Raw genomic sequence first — 16,814 nt, 5'->3', positions numbered from 1 at the left:
TCCTACGGGCTGGCGTGCTGTCCCTGCGTCGGACGAGCCGACCGGGTTTGTTCGTAGGCCGCGCGCATGCGTTGCTGGGTGAGCCCGCTCAGAGTGAGCAGCAGCGCGAGCGCTGGCAGGCACCACCAGCCGATGCCGATGGCGAGTACGGCGCTAGTGAGCACCAGGCGTTCCAGTACCAGCACCTCATGGCCACGCAGAGCAGTCGCCTGGTCCAGAGCTCCGCGGCGGCGGTGCAAGCGCCAAAATCCGAGCGCGCCCATGACGGTCGCGGCAGCTACGAGACTGCCGAACAGCAGGTGGTGCCTGGGCCTGGCAAGAAGTTCCACTGCCCACCCGATGGAGAGCGCCACCGAGTAGCTGGCTGCGGCCACAGTGAGAGCGGGCCCAGCGCCATAGCGCACGGGAAAGGTGCGATAGCCGCCGGACCGATCGCCGTCAATGTCGCGCAGAGTGCCAACCAGGTTCGAGGCGGTGTCATGAGACAGGAACGCGAGAGCGAGTGGGATGACGAGCCGCCAGTCCGGGTGGCCTGGCGGGGCGAGCGCTCCAAAGACGAATGCCGCCGCAGTCAGGCAGCCGCGGACCAGGTTTCCGGCCAGCCCTCGCGCTTTCAACGCGCCGCTGTACAGAAAAATCCCCGCACCGATCGCACCAGCGGGCAGGAGTTCGCGCGCACCCAGCACCACGGCGCTGCCGCTGAAGGCCAGTAGCCCCAGTCCTGCGCTGGCGAGCGCGGCCTGCTCAGCGATGCGCCCGGATGGGATGGGGCGGCCTGGCTTGGCGTGGGCGTCCAGTTCCCGGTCGAGGAAATCGCCTAGGTAATGAGCGGCGATCCAGGCGGCGGTCGGTCCCAGCCAGGCACACACCAGGCGGGCAGGAGCGGCATCTCCGGTTAAGCAGGCTCCGGACAGCCCGACCAGTCCGGGATACCAGATGGTGTAGAGCCGCCACGTTTGCAGGTGCGCGACGCAGACCTGACGGTAGCGGAACAGGACGGCAGGCTCGATACGAAAACATTGAGAAGTCACGGCAGAGCGGGACATGTTGTGTCTCCCTCGGGGTGGCAGTACCGGACGTGCTGTCGGGCAGCGAGGTAATCCCGGATCAGCGCAACCGAGAACGCCGACAGACGACCTTTCGCAATCGTCCGGTACCCCACGGCCACCAGCCTGCGGCCTTCTCTGTTCTCAGTAGTGGCGGCCGGTCCATCGAGAATCCTTACACGATGATGGTGGCACTGGATCGAGGAAATCGACCAGCTTTTTTTGTGACCCGCCTGTTGAAAGTTGGTCGCGTGTTGAAAGCCGCTTAGGCGGCGGCGAAAGTAACCAGTAAAGGTAAATCCGCCTCAAGGCGTTGCAGGCACCCGGCGCAATTCTGGCCGGTGTTGGCCCTCTTCGTCGTGGACAGGTCGCGATGGTGAGCCCCTGGCCGAGGTCGCGCGGAACGGCGTGAAAACCGTTGCGGTCGGAGACCGGTCGCAGATTCGGGTGATCGGGGTCGGTGATCTGTTCGGTAGAGGGCACCATCAGGCCGGGCCTTGACGCTCAGGGCCGGGCTGCTGGAATGTTGGCTTGCATCACCAGGAACAGCATCCGAGGAACGGGGCGTCACCGGTATCGAGCTCGGCCAGGAAGAAGCTGTCGGGTTGCAGTGACGCTCAGAACTACGTGGATGATGTCATCGGCCTCCCATCTGAGAAGAAGCCGCGATCCGGCGTGGGGATCGGTGGGGGGTGCATGGATACTGAGGACCATGCGCATCGACATTGATCCCGGCCAGGTTGAACGGAACGTCTTCTACAAGCTTCTGACCTCGGTCGTTGTACCCCGGCCGATCGCCTGGGTGTCGACGACGTCGGCGGCGGGCACGGACAATCTGGCCCCGCACAGCTTCTTCACGGTGGCGTGTGTGAGTCCGCCGGTGGTGCAGTTCACGTCGGTGGGGCGGAAGGACTCGGTGCGGAACATCGAGGAGACCGGGCAGTTCGTGGTGAGCCTGGCGCCGGAGCATCTGTTCGAGCAGATCAACGCGACGGCGACGGACTTCCCGCGCGGGACGAGTGAGTTCGACGCGGTGGGGATCGCGCGGGAACCGAGCCTGAGGGTGAAGCCGCCGCGGGTGGCGGCCTCGCCGGTGGCGCTGGAGTGCGAGCTGCACAGCACGGTCCGGCTGGGGGACTCGACGGTGGTGTTCGGGCGGGTTGTGCACGCGGCCGTCTCGGAGGCAGTGATGGACGACGGGCACCCGGACGTACGGAAACTGCGCCCGCTGTCACGGCTGGGCAAGGACGAGTGGGGGACGCTCGGCGAGATCCTGGAGATCAAGCGGATTCCGCTGGCGGACTGGTCCGGTCCGGGGATGTGACCGCTCCGGCGACCGTCTCGGAGGAGTCCGAGGGCTCGGTGGAATCCGGGTCGGCCGCACGCGCCGAGCGGGTGCGGCGGGCCACCATGGCCGCCGCCACACCCGTGACGCCCAGGAAACCGAGGGCCAGCAGGAAGACCGGCGAGGTCGGTGAGGCGGCGCGGCTGCCCGCGACCACGTAGGCGGCGGTGTTCGCCGCGCTGCCCGCCGCCGTGGCGGTGAGGAAGGGCAGCAGCCGGATACGGGAGACGGCCGCCGCGTAGTTGGCGGCGGCGAAGGGCACACCGGGGAAGAGCCGCAGCGCGAGTGTGCTGCGGAAGCCGTGCTTGCTGAGCTGCCGGTCGAGCGATAGCGCGATCCGCCCGCGCAGGAAGGGCCGTACGGCGTCACGGCCGAGCAGCCGCCCGAGCAGAAACGCGAGACCCGCGCCCAGCACGGTCCCTGCTATGGCGGCGGGCAGCCCGGCGTGGATGCCGTAGAGCGCCCCGGCGGCGGCGTTGAGCAGCGGTCGCGGGACGAACGCGACGGTGCACACGCCGTACGCGAGCGCGAAGAGGACGACCGCCATCGTGCCCGATGTACGCGGCAGGCCGTGCGTCAGCAGATGCTGCGGCTGCCATGCCAGTACGGCGGCCCCCGCGCCCGCCAACAGCAGGATCAGCAGCGCGAACCGCGCCCACGGGGAGAGCAGCACGCGCGAAAGACGGACGGCCGCCCCGTACGGAGCGGAGACCGGGACTCGCGGGAAGCGGTCGAGCATTCAGGCAGCGTAATCGAGACGGGCGGCAGATGGCGCCTGCCGGGGTGCCCCACGGCGGGGGCGGGGCGCCGCGACACGTCTACGGCCGGGGACGGGTGCGCGGCGCACGCCGTACGGGCCGGGGACGGGTGCGTGGCGCACGCCGTACGGGCCGAGGGCGGAGTCCGGCGGAAGACCGTCGAACTCCGCGCGGCCCCCGCGTCACACCGTGTCTGCCACCGTCAACTCCCCGTCTCCCTCCGCCTTCTGGAGCTGCGGGCCGCGGCCGGTGACGACAGGGGAGGCGGCGTGGGGCGTGCGGCGGTCGAGGACGCCGGCGGTCACGGCGATGCCGAGTCCGGCGGCGGCGAGGACCGCGCCGACCAGGGCGGGGGAGGTCCAGCCCCAGCCGACCGAGATGGCGACGCCGCCGAGCCAGGCGCCGCCGGCGTTGGCGAGGTTGAACGCGGAGTGGTTGGAGGCGGAGGCCAGGGTCGGGGCCTGGCGGGCCTTGTTCATGACCAGCATCTGGATCGGCGTGGTGGTGAGGAAGCCGACGGCGCCGAGCACGACCACCCCGATCGGGGCGGCGACCTTGGACTCGGCCGCGTAGTGGAAGCCGAAGAGGACGACGGCCAGGGCGCCGAGCGAGAAGTACAGCGTCGGCCGCAGGGCCCGGTCGGTGAGGGGGCCCGCGGCGAGCGTGCCCAGCGTCATGCCGACGCCGAAGAGGGCGAGCAGCCACGTGACGGAGGAGTCGGCGTAGCCGGTGACCTCGGTCATCATCGACGCGAGATAGCTGTAGACGGCGAAGATCCCGGCGAAGCCGAACACGGCGGTGAGCAGGCCGAGCAGCACCTGCGGCTCGCGCAGGGCGCGGAACTCCTGGGCCACTCCCACGTGTTCGTCGGTGGGCAGACGCGGGATCAGCAGCGCGAGCGAGCCCAGCGCGATCAGGCCGATCACGGACACCACGAGGAAGGTCGCGCGCCAGCCGAGACTCTGGCCGAGCGCGGTCGCGGCCGGCACGCCGACGATGTTGGCGATCGTCAGGCCGAGGAACATCGCGGCCACCGCCCGCGCCCTGCGGTCCTCGCTCACCATCCGGGCCGCGACGACGGCGCCGACACCGAAGAAGGCACCGTGCGGCAGGCCCGCCAGGAAGCGGCCCACGAGCAGGGTGCTGTAGCCGGGGGCCACGGCGGAGGCCGCGTTGCCGAGCGTGAAGAGCGCCATCAGCAGCAGGAGCATCCGCTTGCGCGGGACGCGGGAGCCGAGCGCGGTGAGCAGGGGCGCGCCGAGCACGACGCCGAGGGCGTAGGCGGAGACGAGATAGCCCGCGGTGGGCACCGATGTGCCCAGGTCGTCAGCGACGTTGGGCAGCAGGCCCATCATCACGAATTCGGTCGTGCCGATGCCGAAGGCGCTCACCGCCAGAGCGAGTATGGCCAGGGGCATGGAGCAGCATCCTTCTGAAGTGGTCGGTGTTCGGGGCCCGAAGGCGCCGGGTTCGTACGGGGAGGGTTCGTGCACGCCGGGTTCATGCAAGCCGGGTTCGTGCGGGCGGACATCGTGAGTGCCGCGCTCGGGCTCGCGGCGGTGCCCGGCACCTTCTAAGTTCCTTCGCGGAACAAATTCTCACACGCGGTTGCTTCGCATACGTCACCACCGGGTGAAGTCGTGTCGACCATCACGCCACGCCTCCCCGGAAGGCGACGGAAAACCTTTGGACGTACCACCGACCCGGCAGGGATGATCACCGCATGCTCCGGCTCACCTTCCTCGCAGACGCCACCGCAGCAGCGGTCGCGCCGACGAAGGCTGCCCGGAGCGCACGGGACACCTTCTTCGACGGCGCACGACGCTGACCCTCCCCGGACAGTCATCCGGCGGACCCCGCAGGGGGAGGGTCGGTCCGGCTCATGGGGTCCGGCCGCGTCAGACAACTCCGTCAGAGGAAGAGAAGAGACGACGTCCGTCATGTCCAAGCAGAACTACGTGCGCACCAAGCCACACCTCAACATCGGCACCATGGGTCACGTCGACCACGGCAAGACCACCCTCACCGCCGCCATCACCAAGGTCCTGGCCGACCGCGGGACCGGCACCTTCGTGCCGTTCGACCGGATCGACCGGGCCCCGGAGGAGGCGGCCCGCGGGATCACCATCACCATCGCGCACGTCGAGTACGAGACCGACACCCGGCACTACGCGCACGTGGACATGCCGGGGCACGCCGACTACGTGAAGAACATGATCACCGGCGCCGCGCAGCTCGACGGCGCGATCCTGGTCGTCTCCGCGCTCGACGGCGTGATGCCGCAGACCGCGGAGCACGTCCTGCTCGCCAAGCAGGTCGGTGTCCGGCACATCGTCGTCGCGCTGAACAAGGCGGACGCGGGGGACCCGGAGCTGGCCGACCTGGTCGAACTGGAGGTGCGCGAACTGCTCACCGCCCACGGGTACCCGGGCGACACGCTGCCCGTCGTGCGCGTCTCCGGGCTGCGCGCGCTCGACGGCGACCCGCGGTGGACCGCCGCGATCGAGGCGCTGCTCGACGCGGTCGACACGCACGTGCCGGTCCCGGTGCGCTACACCGAGGCGCCGTTCCTGCTGTCGGTGGAGAACGTGCTCACCATCACCGGGCGCGGCACCGTCGTGACGGGCGCGGTCGAGCGAGGGACCGTACGGCCGGGCGACCGCGTCGAGGTGTACGGCGAGGGGCACGGCGACGGGCCGCTGGTGAGTGTGGTGACCGGTCTGGAGACCTTCGGCAAGCCGATGGAGTCCGCGCAGGCGGGTGACAACGTGGCGCTGCTGCTGCGCGGTGTGCAGCGCGCCCAGGTGCGGCGCGGCGACATCGTCGCGGCGCCGGACAGCGTGGCCACCCACACGCGGTTCACGGCGACGGTCTTCATGGTGCCCGCGGCCGAGGGCGGCCGGCACACGCCGGTCTCCACCGGCTACCGGCCGCAGTTCTACATCCGCACCGCGGACGTGGTCGGCGACGTCGACTTCGGCGGGCCGGGCGGCATGGCGCTGCCCGGCGACACCGCCGACATCAGCGTCGAGCTGGGCCGCCCGCTCCCGCTGGAGCCGGGTCTCGGCTTCGCGATCCGCGAGGGCGGGCGCACGGTCGGCGCGGGCACGGTCACCGCCGTGGGCTGAGCCGCCCACCCGGCGACCCCGCCCAACAGGGCCCGGCCACAAGAGGGCTCGGCCCATCGCGGCCCGGCCGCGACAGAACCCGGCCCCGTCGACCCCCGAACAACCGGGGGACGGCGGGGCCGGGCCGTGCGCGGGGCCCCGCGCACGCGCCGGTACGGATCGCGCCCGACCCCCGCCCGCTCGGCAGCCCCGATCCCACGACGGCGGCCATCGGCCCGCACGGACACCCGCACCCCCGTACGGAAACCGCCCGCCTGGGACAATGACCCCGTGAGCCACACCCCGGAGGACCCGCCAACCGCCCCAGAAGAGGCCCCCGCCCCCGGCGAGGCCCCCGCCCCCGACGAGGCCCCCGCCCCAGAAGAGGCCCCCGCCCCGGACGAGGCCCCCGCCCCCGAAGCGGTCCCCGTGATCCGCCCCGTGGACTTCGGGGAAGCCCGGCTGATGCCGGACGTGGACCGGCCACGGGGCTGGCTGTTGACGGTGGACGGGGCACCGCAGTCGTATGTGGACCTGGACGATCCGGAATGCCTGGAGTTCGAGTACGTGCGGCGGATCGCGTACGCGCTGGAGGCCGGGAGCGCGCCGGGGGAGCCGGTGGCGGCCGTGCATCTCGGGGGCGGCGGGATGACGGTGCCGCGGTGGCTGACGTGGGCGCGGCCGGGGTCGCGGCAGGACGTCGTCGAGGCCGACCGGCGGCTGGCCGCGCTGGTCGCCGAGCATCTGCCGCTGGCCGACCCCGCGTCGGTGACGGTGCACACGGCGGACGCGCGCGCGTGGCTGGCCACGGCGATCGAGGCGAGCGCGGACGCGGTCGTGGCGGACGTCTTCGGCGGCGCGCGCGTACCCGCGCACCTGACGTCGGTGGAGTTCGTCCGCGCCGCGCACCGCGTCCTGCGCCCCGGCGGCGTCTACGTCGCGAACGTCGCCGACGCGGCCCCCTTCGCCTTCCTGCGGTCCCAACTGGCCACGGTCCGCGCCGTGTTCCCCGCCCCCGCCGAGATCTGCCTGCTCGCCGAGCCGGGCGTGCTGCGCGGCCGTCGCTTCGGCAACGCGGTGCTCGTGGCCAGCGCCGCGCCGCTCCCGGTGGACGCGCTCGCCCGGCTGTGCGCCGCCGACGCCTTCCCCGCCCGCGTGGTGCACGGCGCCGCGCTCGACCGTTTCACCGGCCGCGCCCGCCCGGTCTACGACACGTCGGCCGCGCCCTCGCCGACCCCGCCGGACGGCGCCTTCACCGTCGGCTGAGCGGGAACGGCGTCCGCGTGCGCCACGCTGCTGCCCGCCACCACCCCGTGCCCGCCGCCCGTACGCCGTTCCAGCCGTCGTACGTCCGGCAGCGTCAGCACGGCGCCCGTCAGCAGCACGACCACCGCGGAGCAGCCCCACAGCGCCTGCGTACGGCCGAAGAGGCTGGCGGCGGGACCGGCGAGGGCCAGGGCGATCGGTGTCACGGCCACCGAGCCGAACCAGTCGTACGCCGACACGCGTGACATCTTGTCCTCGGCGATCTCCTGGTGCAGCGCGAGCATCCAGCCGACCGCGAAGACCTCGATGGCCACGCCCGTGATGAACATGGCGAGCGCCAGGATCCACAGGGGAGAGGCGAGGGCGAGCGTGGCGCTCGGCAGGGCCAGGGGGAAGACGCCGAGGGTGCCCGCGAGCAGCATGCGGCGCGGTTTCCAGCGCATCATCAGCAGGCCGCCGCCGACCGTGCCGACACCGAAGGCGGCCATGGCCAGGCCCCAGGGTCCCGCGCCGCCGAGATGGTCGCGGGCGACCAGCGGCCCGTACACCGCTTCGGCCGCGCCGACCACCGCGTTGACCACGGCGAACTGCACGACGATGCCCCACAGCCAGGAGCGGGAGACGAACTCCCGCCAGCCCTCGCGCAGATCGCTGACGATGCCGGACGCCCGCGCCGGGCGGTCGCCCGCGGCGACGTGCAGCCGGGAGCGCATGGCGGCAGCGGCGGCGAAGCCCAGCGCGTCGATCGCCAGCACCCAGCCGGGCCCGAACGCGGCGACGAGCGCGCCGCCGACGGCCGCGCCGCCGATGGTCGCGCCGTTCATCGACATCCGGAAGACGGCGAAGGCCTTGCCCGCGTGCGCGGACTCGACCGTGGAGAGCACCATGCCCTCGGAGGCGGGGGAGAAGAAGGCGTGCGCGCCGCCGCCGACCGCGGTCAGCAGCGCCATCTGCCACAGCGCGGCGTGCCCGGCCAGGACGAGCACCGCGAAGGCGGCCTGCGAGAGCGCGTTGACGAGGTTGGCCGTCACCATCACCCGCTGACGCGGGATACGGTCCGCGACCGCGCCGCCGATCAGCAGGAAGACCACCATGGCCAGGGTCCTGGCGGCGGCCACCAGACCGACGCCGGTGGCGCTGCCGCCGGACTCGATGACGGCGTAGGCGGCGGCGATGAGCGCGCCGGAGTTGCCGAGGTTGGTGATGAACGAGGCGGTGACCAGCAGTTGGAAATTCCGCCCGGCCCAGGACGGGAGGCGGCTCCTGGGATCCCGAGAACGCGGGCCGGGCGGGCGGGCGTCGGAGGGGCCGCCGCTGCGGGCCGTGTCGTTCGAGGTCACCCGGGGGACTATGCCCGCAGTCCGTTTCCTCTCGCAAACGGATTCCGGCCGGTCCGGGAGCGGCGGGCACCCGCCGCCCGCCGCTCCCCGCTCGCTCCTCGCCGCTCCCCGCTCGCTCGCTCCCCGCCGCTCCTTGCTACTTCTTCAGCGGCCGGATCGTGCTCTTGATCTTGTCGATCACCGAATCCGAGAGCTGGTCGGGCACCCCGCGGTCGGCGTAGAGCACCCACACCACGAGCTTCTTGGCGGCGTCCGTCTGCGTCGGGTCGCTCCAGGCGACGGTGTACGCGGCCCCGTCCGCCGAGCACTTGCTGCTCTTCGGGATGTTGGCGGCGGTGGCCGACGCCTGCCAGCCCGAGATGCCGTGCGCGTTGTGGAACGCCTTGCTGTTCTGCACCTTGGAGAAGGTGCCCTTGCCGTTGTCCTGATAGGCCCAGTACGCCCACGACACGGCCTGCACCTCGGCGGCGTTGCGCACGCTCTTCGCCCCGTTGGCGCCCTTGGTGCCCACGGCGGCGCGGTCGGCGCTGCTGTTGCCGTTCTTGCACCAGTCCTTCTTGTAGTACGCGGGCGCGCTCATCGCGACGGCCGGGTCGCCGTTCTTGTCCTCGAAGCCGATCGTCATGCCCTCGCTGTCGACCGACCAGTCCGGCGGTACGTCGAAGGCGACATTGCGCTCGCTGCGGATGACGACCTTCCAGCCCGGAATGACCGGCTTGACGTCGAGCGCCGCCGGATCGCCGCGCGGCGAGTCGCCCGTGTCGGCGTTGCCGCCCGTGGCGGTGGAGGTGGGCGCGGTGGTGGACGGCGTGCCCGTGGGCGACTGCGGCGCCGACGCGGTCGGACTCCCGTCCTTCGCGTCCGTCTTCTTCTTGTCGTCACCGGTGAGGTAGACCGCGCCGACGACGACCGCGGCGATCACCGCGACAGCGGCGGTGATCGCGATGCCGACCGTCAGCCCCTTGCGGTCGCGCTGCGGCGGCTGGCCGCCAGGGCCGCCGGGACCGCCGGGACCGCCGGGCACGGGCGGCCCCCAGTTCTGCGGAGTCGGGTAGCCGCCGGGCGGCTGCTGCCCGTAGCCGGGCTGGCTGTACGGGGACGGGGTGCCGTAACCGGGCTGCCCGTACGGCTGGGTGGGCGCCGCCGACTGGTTCGGCGGCGCGGCCTGGCCAGGTCCCGAGGGCGGCTGGCCGTAGGGCGGGGCCGGCGGATGCTCCGGCGGCTTCTGGAAGTTCGGCGGACCGGACTGGGCGGGCTGGTTCGGTTGCTGCTGGTAGCCCGGCTGAGCGTACGGCGAGGGCGTGTCGTAAGGCGTCGGCCGGCCGTACGGCCCCGGCGGATTCGGCGGGGGGGCGCCCTGCGGGTTCTGCTCTCCCCCGTTGTGCTGTTCTCCTGGCCACATGGCTGGAAACACTAGGGGAGTGGGCCCGACGGTTCCACGCCGGATACCGCTACTGGCTGGTAACATCGCGCCATGTCCGAGACCTTGCCTTCCATTGGCGACATGATGGCGGCCACCGTGCCGATGGCCCGCACCCTCAACCTCGAGTACATCGAGACCACGGCGGAACGCGCCGTCGTGCTGCTGCCCGACCAGCCCGACTTCCACAACCACGTCGGCGGTCCGCACGCGGGCGCGATGTTCACCCTCGCCGAGTCCGCGAGCGGCGCGATCGTGCTCGCCGCCTTCGGCGACCAGCTCGGCCGGGCCGTGCCGCTCGCCGTCCGCGCCGAGATCGCCTACAGCAAGCTGGCGATGGGCCCGGTGACGGCCACCGCCGAACTGGGGCGGCCCGCCGCCGACGTGGTCGCCGAGCTGGACGCGGGGGAGCGACCCGAGTTCCCCGTCGAGATCTCCATCAGCAGGGAGGACGGCGCCGAGACCGCGCACATGACGGTGGTGTGGACGCTCCGGCCGAACCGCTGAACCGGGCACTTCACGCCGGTCGCGGAGCGCCGCCCCGGACGGCCCGCCGATCGGCGTGTTTGACTCGCTCTTGACCGGACTTTCGCGGCGATCGGTCCGTTAGGCTTCGGCGGTGTGCGCCGCGTGCGCGCAACCCACCGTTGTCCAGGGGAGGAACCGCGCTGTGCACGTCCAGGAGTGGCTCGACGGCATCCCGCCGATCCTCGTCTATCTGATGGTCGGTCTGGTCGTCGGCGTCGAGAGCCTGGGCATCCCGCTGCCCGGCGAGATCGTCCTGATGAGCGCCGCGCTGCTGTCCTCGCAAGGGCACGTCAACCCCTGGCTGGTCGGCACCGCCGCCATCATCGGCGCGGTCGGCGGCGACTCCATCGGCTACTCGATCGGGCACCGCGGCGGCCAACCGCTGCTCGACCGGCTCGGCCGCAGATTCCCCAAACACTTCTCGCCCGGCCATGTGGCCACCGCGGAACGCTCGTTCCAGCGCTGGGGCATGTGGGCGGTCTTCTTCGGCCGCTTCGTGGCCCTGCTGCGGATCTTCGCCGGGCCGCTGGCCGGTGTGCTCAAGATGCCGTACTGGAAGTTCCTGATCGCGAATCTGCTCGGCGGCATCGTCTGGGCGGGCGGCACCACCGCGGTCATCTATTACGTGGGCGTGGTCGCCGAACCCTGGCTGAAGAGGTTCGGCTACTTCGGACTCGCCGCGGCCGTGCTCTTCGGCATCGCCTCGTTCCTCTTCGTGAGGCGGCGCGCCGCCAAGGCGCAGGCGGAGTTCGAGCAGCAGGAGGCACCGGCGGCACCCGGTGTCGCGGTGGCGCAGGGCGAGTAGGCCGTACGACACTGCGCGGACGGCGGGTCCCGGACCTCCGGGCCCGCCGTCCGTGTGTCGGCCGTCGGTCAGGGACTCGCCGTCCGTGTGTCGGCCGTCGCGTCAGGGACTCGCGGTGCGCGTCCGCCGTCAGCCCAGCGACTCCCGGTGCGCGTCGGCCAGCGCCACGTAATGCTCGGCGTTCAGCCGTACCGTCGCCTTCTCCTCCTCGGTCAGCTCCCTGCGCACCTTCGCGGGCACGCCCGCAACCAGCGATCCCGGCGGCACCCGCATCCCCTGCGGGACCAGCGCCGCCGCCGCGATCAGCGAACCGGTGCCGATATGCGCGCCGTTGAGCACCGTGGCGCCCATCCCGACCAGGACGTCGTCCTCGATCACACAGCCGTGCAGGACGGCGTTGTGCCCGACCGTGACGCCCTCGCCGACGACGGCGGGGAAGCCGGGGTCGGCGTGCACCGTGCAGTTGTCCTGGATGTTGGAGCCCGCGCCGACCGTGATCGACTCGCAGTCGCCGCGCAGCACCGCGTGGTACCAGACGCTCGCGCCCGCGCCCAGCGTGACATCCCCGAGCACCACCGAGCCGGGAGCGGTGAACGCGGTCGGGTCGATCTCCGGTGCGCGGCCCAGAATGTCCGCGATCAGCGGTACGGGGACGCCGCCGCCCGTCGTGCTCCCGCCCTCCGCGCCTGCCGCGCCCGCGCTCCGCGTAACCGCCGGGTCCGTCATGCCCACCGCCCTCGTCGTCGGTCCTGTGGTCTCCACCCGGCACCGTATACGGTGGGCCCGTGCCGAAGAACGAGAACGTGTTCTCCTCCGCGACCGCCGCCGCCACGGCCTGGCGTCGCCGCGTCGGATCGCGGATGGTGCACCGCGGCTGGCGCTGGGTGCAGAACGCGGGCGCGGTCACCGCCGCGCGCCCGGGACCGCTGCGCTTCGGCCGGATCGGCGAGGGCACCCGGCTCGCCTTCCCGCAGGGCACCGTCTTCGGCGAGCCGTGGATCCACCTCGGCGACCACTGCGTCATCGGCGAGCAGGTCACCCTCACCGCCGGGATGATGCCGGGCCTCGACCTCGGGCCCGACCCCGTCCTGCGCCTCGGCAACGGCGTCGTCCTCGGCCGCGGCAGCCACGTCGTCGCGTCCGTACCGGTGGTTTTCGGCAACGACGTCTACTGCGGCCCGTACGTCTACGTCACCAGCGACAACCACTCGTACGACGACACGACCCAGCCCGTCGGCAAGCAGTGGCCGCGCACCGCGCCGGTCGAGATCGGCAGCGGGAGCTGGCTCGGCTCGGGGTGCGTGATCCTGCCCGGTGCGCGGCTCGGCCGCAATGTGGTCGTGGCGGCGGGCGCCGTGGTCCGCGGCGAGGTGCCCGACTTCGCGGTGGTCGCCGGAGCGCCGGCCCGGATCGTACGGCGCTGGGACCCGGACACCGGCTGGCAGCCGCCCCTGCGCACCCCGCCGCCGCTGCCGGTCCCCGAGGGCGTCACCCCCGAGCAATTGCTGGCGCTGGCCGATCTGGAGGACCGGCCCTGAGCGCCCGGCCCCGGCGCTCGCCCTGAATCTCCGCCGCCGTGCGGGCATTTGTTACGTTGCCCGTATGCGCGCACCGATCGGCAACTTCGACGAAGCCCACCCCGCCACCGAGCGCCGCGACCTGCTCCCGCCGCCGGTCGCCGCCGCCGTGACACCCGACATGCTCTACGTCGACACGGACCCGGAGAAGGCCGACACCGCCGTCTTCGTCGAGACCTACGGCGACGACCTGCTGACCGCCTCGGCGAACTGCGTGGTCGTCGCGGGCAAGCGCGGCCAGGACGTCACGCTCGCCGCGTGCCTGGTGCTCTCCACCACGCGTGTCGACGTCAACGGCGCGGTCCGCCGCCACCTGGGCTCGCGCAAGGCGTCGTTCGCGCCGATGGACACCGCCGTGGGCGAGACGGGCATGGAGTACGGCGGCATCACCCCCGTCGGTCTGCCCGCCGACTGGCCGCTGCTCGTCGACGCGGCCGTCGTGGAGGCGCCGCACCTGGTCATCGGCAGCGGCGCGCGCCGCGGCAAGCTCATCGTGTCGGGCAAGGCGCTGGCCGCGCTGCCCGGAGCGGTCGTCCTCGAAGGACTCGGCATCTGACGACGCGGGGCCACCGGGCCGCGGAGCCGCAGGTCACGAGCGGTCCTCCAGCCTGCGGTGCAGGGCCCTGCCGCCCGCCACCACGGCTGTACCGACCGCCACACCGGCCAGCACGGCGAAGATCTTCCACGCCCCGGACAGCACACCCATCAGCGCCACGAGCACGACCAGACCGAGGACGAAAGCCAGCACCGGCAGCGCGTAGTACCAGAGCTGCGCATACGTCCGCTCGTCGAGTCCGAACGGCGGCGGCGGAGATTTGCGTCCCATACCCCCACCGTAAACCCACAGGTCAGGGCAGGCGCGGGATCTCGATCGCCGGGCAGCGGTCCATCACCATCTCCAGGCCGGCCGCCCGGGTGCGCTCGTACGCCGCCTCGTCGATCACGTCGAGCTGGAACCACACCGCCTTCGCGCCCACGGCCACCGCGTCGTCCGCGACCCCACCCGCGAGCGAGGAGTTCACGAACACGTCGACCACGTCGACCGGGAACGGGATGTCGGCCAGCGAGGCGTACCCCTGCTCGCCGTGCACGGTCTCGGCCTTCGGGTGCACCGGCACGACCCGCTTGCCGAACCGCTGGAGCACGCCCGCGACTCCGTAGGCGGCCCGTGAGGTGTTGTTCGACAGCCCCACCACCGCCCATGTGTCCCCGGTACCGGTCAGGATCTTCCGCACCGTCTCCGCGTCGCCGTACACGCCGTCCTCCAGCCGCTCGCCGTCACATCGTCCACGTACTGCCGTCGTGCCTGGTCAAACACGCCTCCCGCGCCCGCCATTCCCGGTCGCGGCCCGTAGGCTGACCGGATGGTGGACCGGTATCTGACGGTGGCGCGGGCGGGGGTCTGCGAGAGCGAGATCAAGCGCTCGCGGTTCCTGTGCGCGCTCGCGCCCGTGGCGAGCGAGGAGGCGGCGCAGGACTTCATCGCCCGCGTCCGCAAGGAGCACGCCGGGGCCAGCCACAACTGCTTCGCGTACGTCATCGGCCCCGAGGGGCGGCTGCACCGGGCCAGTGACGACGGGGAGCCGGGCGGGACGGCGGGCACACCGATGCTCCAGGCGCTGCTGGGCCGCGAGGTCCGGGACACGGCGGCCGTCGTGACGCGGTACTACGGCGGTGTCCAGCTCGGGGCGGGCGGACTGGCCCGCGCGTACGGGGGCGCCGTCACCGCCGCGCTGGACGAGATCGGCACGGTCGAGCGGCGGCGGCTCGTCCTGGTCACGGTCACCGTGGACCACCAGCGGGCCGGGCGGCTGGAGAACGAGCTGCGCGCCGCCGGACACGCCATCCGCGGTGTCGCGTACGCCGCCGCCGTGACCATCGACCTGGGCGTACCGCAGGCGGATCTCCCCGGCTTCCGTTCCTGGCTGGCGGACGCCACATCGGGCGCCGCCGAGGTGACGGTGGGCGGAAGCGCGTATGTGACCGTGACGCCCTAGGGCATGTCCGACTTTACGGACACGCCCTAGCGTCCTCGGGCGCGCTCCGCGAGGTCGGTGCGCAGGCGGGTGAGGCGGTCGATCTCGGCGTCCAGGAGGGCGAGCCGGCGGTCGACGACGTCGGCGAAGGAGCCGGGCCGGTCGGCGGAACCGTCGCAGGGGGCGGGCGGGTCGGCCGCCAGGAGGTGGAGGCGGTGGGCGCGGCTGCGCAGATCCTCGACGGTCAGGCCGAGGGCGAGCAGCTCACGGATCACGCGCAGCCGGGCGACCTCGGCGGGACCGTAGTCGCGCTGGCCGGAGCCGGTGCGGGCCGGTGGCGGCAGCAGGCCGCGCTGCTCGTAGAAGCGCAGTGCGCGCGGGGTGGTTCCGGCGGCTGCCGCCGCTTCGCCGATCCGCATCCGTCCCCCTGACGGTCCGCGTGCCGCTAGCCCATCCCTACTCCAGCTCCACTATCGCAGCCCCGAAGTGCCGCCCGCCGATCAGATCCGGCAGCGCCTCGGGCGCGCGCTCGATGCCGGTGACCGTCGTGTACGGGAAGCGGATCTCGCCCGAGCGCAGCCAGCCGCCGAAGCGCGAGGTCCACTCCGCCTCGACCTCCGGGTGGTCGGTACCGCTGTAGCCGCGCAGGGACAGGCCCTTGACGACGAGCCGGTACGAGTCGATCTCGACGGGAGCGCTGCCGCCCGCCCGGTCCGCGGAGAGCTGCCCGGACAGCGCGCCGATCAGCGCGAAGCGCGCGCCCTGGTTGGCCGCGCCGAGAGCCGCGGCCAACTGCTCGCCGCCGACGGTGTCCAGCACGACGTCCACACCGCCGGGCGCCGCCTCGGCGAGCTGACGCGCGAACGGCCCGGAGCCGCGCAACACGACCGCGTCGTAGCCGAGTTCGGAGCGCAGCCGGTCGGCCTTCCACGGCGAGCCCGTACTGCCGATCACCCGGGCCGCGCCCAGCAGCCTGGCGACCTGCCCGGCCAGTGTGCCGACCGCCCCCGCCGCGCCCGTGACGAAGACGGTGTCGCCCGCCCGCACCTGGGCCAGCCGGGTGAGCGCGCCGTACGCGGAGGAACCCTGGGCGAGATACGCCACCGGGTCGGGCAGCGTGTCGTCCAGCACGGCGCACTGGGCGGCGGGCACCAGCGCGTACTCGCGCCAGCCGAGCAGGTGCAGCACCGTGTCACCGGGACGCGGCCCGTCGCCGTCGGGCGCGGCGACCACCTCGCCGACGGCGGGCCCGAAGAGCGTGTCGCCGTGGCGCAGCGGCGGCAGCGGGACGCCGTCGCTCTCACCGCCGAGCAGGGTGCGCAGGCCGGGGAAGACGAGGAAGTGCCGGTTGCGGACGAGGACTTGGCCGGGGCCCGGCTCCGGGAGCGGCGTCTGAACGACGGCGAAGTCCCCGGGCGAGGGCAGTCCTCGGGGGACGGCGACGATCCGCACTTCGCGGCTGGTGCGGGGCAGGACAGAGGGGCTTGCCTGAGGGGCTACCGGTGGCGTTGCGGACATGGACGGGTCTCCTGAGGACGCGCGGATTCGGGGCGGCGGTGTGGTGCGGTGCCGTCGGCCGGGGCGCGGTGACGTTAATCCCTGACCCGCGCGTCAGGGTCAAGCGGTGTGCCCTTTTAGGGGAGTTG

Annotated in this window: 18 protein-coding genes; 8 read left to right on the top strand and 10 right to left on the bottom strand. The window is 72.5% G+C overall.

Annotation, left to right across the window (positions count from 1 at the left end):
- Positions 1-2 precede the first annotated feature (2 nt).
- Positions 3-1,046, bottom strand: coding sequence for a UbiA family prenyltransferase (locus tag ACFY9V_RS19055; protein WP_391162006.1), 1,044 nt, complete (start codon positions 1,044-1,046; stop codon positions 3-5).
- Positions 1,047-1,758: 712 nt separating this feature from the next.
- Between ACFY9V_RS19055 and ACFY9V_RS19050 the strand changes: the two genes are divergently transcribed.
- Entirely contained in the window at positions 1,759-2,370 is a 612-nt protein-coding gene (locus tag ACFY9V_RS19050; RefSeq protein ID WP_355350251.1) for a flavin reductase family protein, read from the top strand.
- Here ACFY9V_RS19050 and ACFY9V_RS19045 read toward each other — a convergent pair.
- Together ACFY9V_RS19045 and ACFY9V_RS19040 are read right to left on the bottom strand one after the other, a co-directional pair.
- Positions 2,327-3,130, bottom strand: coding sequence for a VTT domain-containing protein (locus ACFY9V_RS19045; RefSeq protein WP_391162004.1), 804 nt, complete (start codon positions 3,128-3,130; stop codon positions 2,327-2,329). The genes ACFY9V_RS19050 and ACFY9V_RS19045 overlap by 44 nt on opposite strands.
- A gap of 201 nt (positions 3,131-3,331) precedes the next feature.
- Complete coding sequence (locus ACFY9V_RS19040) at positions 3,332-4,567, bottom strand: MFS transporter (protein WP_391162002.1); 1,236 nt, start codon at positions 4,565-4,567, stop codon at positions 3,332-3,334.
- Positions 4,568-5,089: 522 nt separating this feature from the next.
- Here ACFY9V_RS19040 and tuf point away from each other — a divergent pair.
- The gene (tuf, locus tag ACFY9V_RS19035) at positions 5,090-6,277 is read left to right on the top strand and encodes an elongation factor Tu (RefSeq protein WP_355350244.1); all 1,188 of its coding nucleotides are present in this window, start codon (positions 5,090-5,092) and stop codon (positions 6,275-6,277) included.
- A 444-nt stretch (positions 6,278-6,721) separates the two neighbouring features.
- Positions 6,722-7,522, top strand: a complete 801-nt coding sequence (locus ACFY9V_RS19030; protein WP_391162222.1) for a fused MFS/spermidine synthase — start codon at positions 6,722-6,724, stop codon at positions 7,520-7,522.
- On the opposite strand, the gene ACFY9V_RS19025 is transcribed toward ACFY9V_RS19030, so the two are convergent.
- Together ACFY9V_RS19025 and ACFY9V_RS19020 are read right to left on the bottom strand one after the other, a co-directional pair.
- A complete protein-coding gene (locus ACFY9V_RS19025; protein WP_391162000.1) occupies positions 7,462-8,862 on the bottom strand; it encodes an MFS transporter in 1,401 nt (466 codons plus the stop codon). The two genes, ACFY9V_RS19030 and ACFY9V_RS19025, sit on opposite strands and share 61 nt — an antisense overlap.
- Before the next feature lie 136 nt (positions 8,863-8,998).
- Positions 8,999-10,264 (bottom strand): hypothetical protein, encoded by a 1,266-nt coding sequence (locus ACFY9V_RS19020; RefSeq protein ID WP_355341310.1) that lies wholly within the window; start codon positions 10,262-10,264, stop codon positions 8,999-9,001.
- Between the two features lie 72 nt (positions 10,265-10,336).
- On the opposite strand from ACFY9V_RS19020, the gene ACFY9V_RS19015 reads away from it, so the two are divergent.
- Both ACFY9V_RS19015 and ACFY9V_RS19010 read left to right on the top strand, forming a co-directional pair.
- Positions 10,337-10,789 (top strand): DUF4442 domain-containing protein, encoded by a 453-nt coding sequence (locus tag ACFY9V_RS19015; protein WP_355341307.1) that lies wholly within the window; start codon positions 10,337-10,339, stop codon positions 10,787-10,789.
- Between the two features lie 163 nt (positions 10,790-10,952).
- On the top strand, positions 10,953-11,615 hold the full coding sequence (locus ACFY9V_RS19010; protein ID WP_355341304.1) for a DedA family protein: 663 nt from the start codon (positions 10,953-10,955) through the stop codon (positions 11,613-11,615).
- A 129-nt stretch (positions 11,616-11,744) separates the two neighbouring features.
- Here ACFY9V_RS19010 and ACFY9V_RS19005 read toward each other — a convergent pair whose 3' ends face one another.
- Positions 11,745-12,257: a gamma carbonic anhydrase family protein gene (locus ACFY9V_RS19005; RefSeq protein ID WP_355341366.1), complete on the bottom strand. Its 513-nt coding sequence runs from the start codon at positions 12,255-12,257 to the stop codon at positions 11,745-11,747.
- A 143-nt stretch (positions 12,258-12,400) separates the two neighbouring features.
- Between ACFY9V_RS19005 and ACFY9V_RS19000 the strand changes: the two genes are divergently transcribed.
- The gene (locus ACFY9V_RS19000; RefSeq protein ID WP_355341301.1) at positions 12,401-13,153 is read left to right on the top strand and encodes an acyltransferase; all 753 of its coding nucleotides are present in this window, start codon (positions 12,401-12,403) and stop codon (positions 13,151-13,153) included.
- Positions 13,154-13,217: 64 nt separating this feature from the next.
- Positions 13,218-13,748: a YbaK/EbsC family protein gene (locus tag ACFY9V_RS18995; RefSeq protein WP_355341298.1), complete on the top strand. Its 531-nt coding sequence runs from the start codon at positions 13,218-13,220 to the stop codon at positions 13,746-13,748.
- 33 nt (positions 13,749-13,781) lie between these two features.
- Here the strand turns inward: ACFY9V_RS18995 and ACFY9V_RS18990 are convergent, their stop codons facing one another.
- Positions 13,782-14,018 (bottom strand): hypothetical protein, encoded by a 237-nt coding sequence (locus ACFY9V_RS18990; protein ID WP_391161999.1) that lies wholly within the window; start codon positions 14,016-14,018, stop codon positions 13,782-13,784.
- A 22-nt stretch (positions 14,019-14,040) separates the two neighbouring features.
- Positions 14,041-14,448 (bottom strand): CoA-binding protein, encoded by a 408-nt coding sequence (locus ACFY9V_RS18985; RefSeq protein ID WP_355341292.1) that lies wholly within the window; start codon positions 14,446-14,448, stop codon positions 14,041-14,043.
- A gap of 108 nt (positions 14,449-14,556) precedes the next feature.
- Here ACFY9V_RS18985 and ACFY9V_RS18980 point away from each other — a divergent pair, with 108 nt between their 5' ends.
- Positions 14,557-15,189 (top strand): YigZ family protein, encoded by a 633-nt coding sequence (locus ACFY9V_RS18980; protein ID WP_391045207.1) that lies wholly within the window; start codon positions 14,557-14,559, stop codon positions 15,187-15,189.
- 26 nt (positions 15,190-15,215) lie between these two features.
- Here ACFY9V_RS18980 and ACFY9V_RS18975 read toward each other — a convergent pair whose 3' ends face one another.
- Together ACFY9V_RS18975 and ACFY9V_RS18970 are read right to left on the bottom strand one after the other, a co-directional pair.
- A complete protein-coding gene (locus tag ACFY9V_RS18975; RefSeq protein WP_391117895.1) occupies positions 15,216-15,587 on the bottom strand; it encodes a MerR family transcriptional regulator in 372 nt (123 codons plus the stop codon).
- 37 nt (positions 15,588-15,624) lie between these two features.
- On the bottom strand, positions 15,625-16,686 hold the full coding sequence (locus ACFY9V_RS18970) for a zinc-binding dehydrogenase (RefSeq protein ID WP_391161997.1): 1,062 nt from the start codon (positions 16,684-16,686) through the stop codon (positions 15,625-15,627).
- Positions 16,687-16,814: the final 128 nt, after the last annotated feature.

Source organism: Streptomyces sp. NPDC008317 (genome assembly GCF_042955955.1).
Taxonomy (GTDB): Bacteria; Actinomycetota; Actinomycetes; order Streptomycetales; family Streptomycetaceae; genus Actinacidiphila.
The sequence above is the reverse complement of the archived record's forward strand: the minus strand, read 5'-3'. Positions and strand labels throughout refer to the sequence as shown.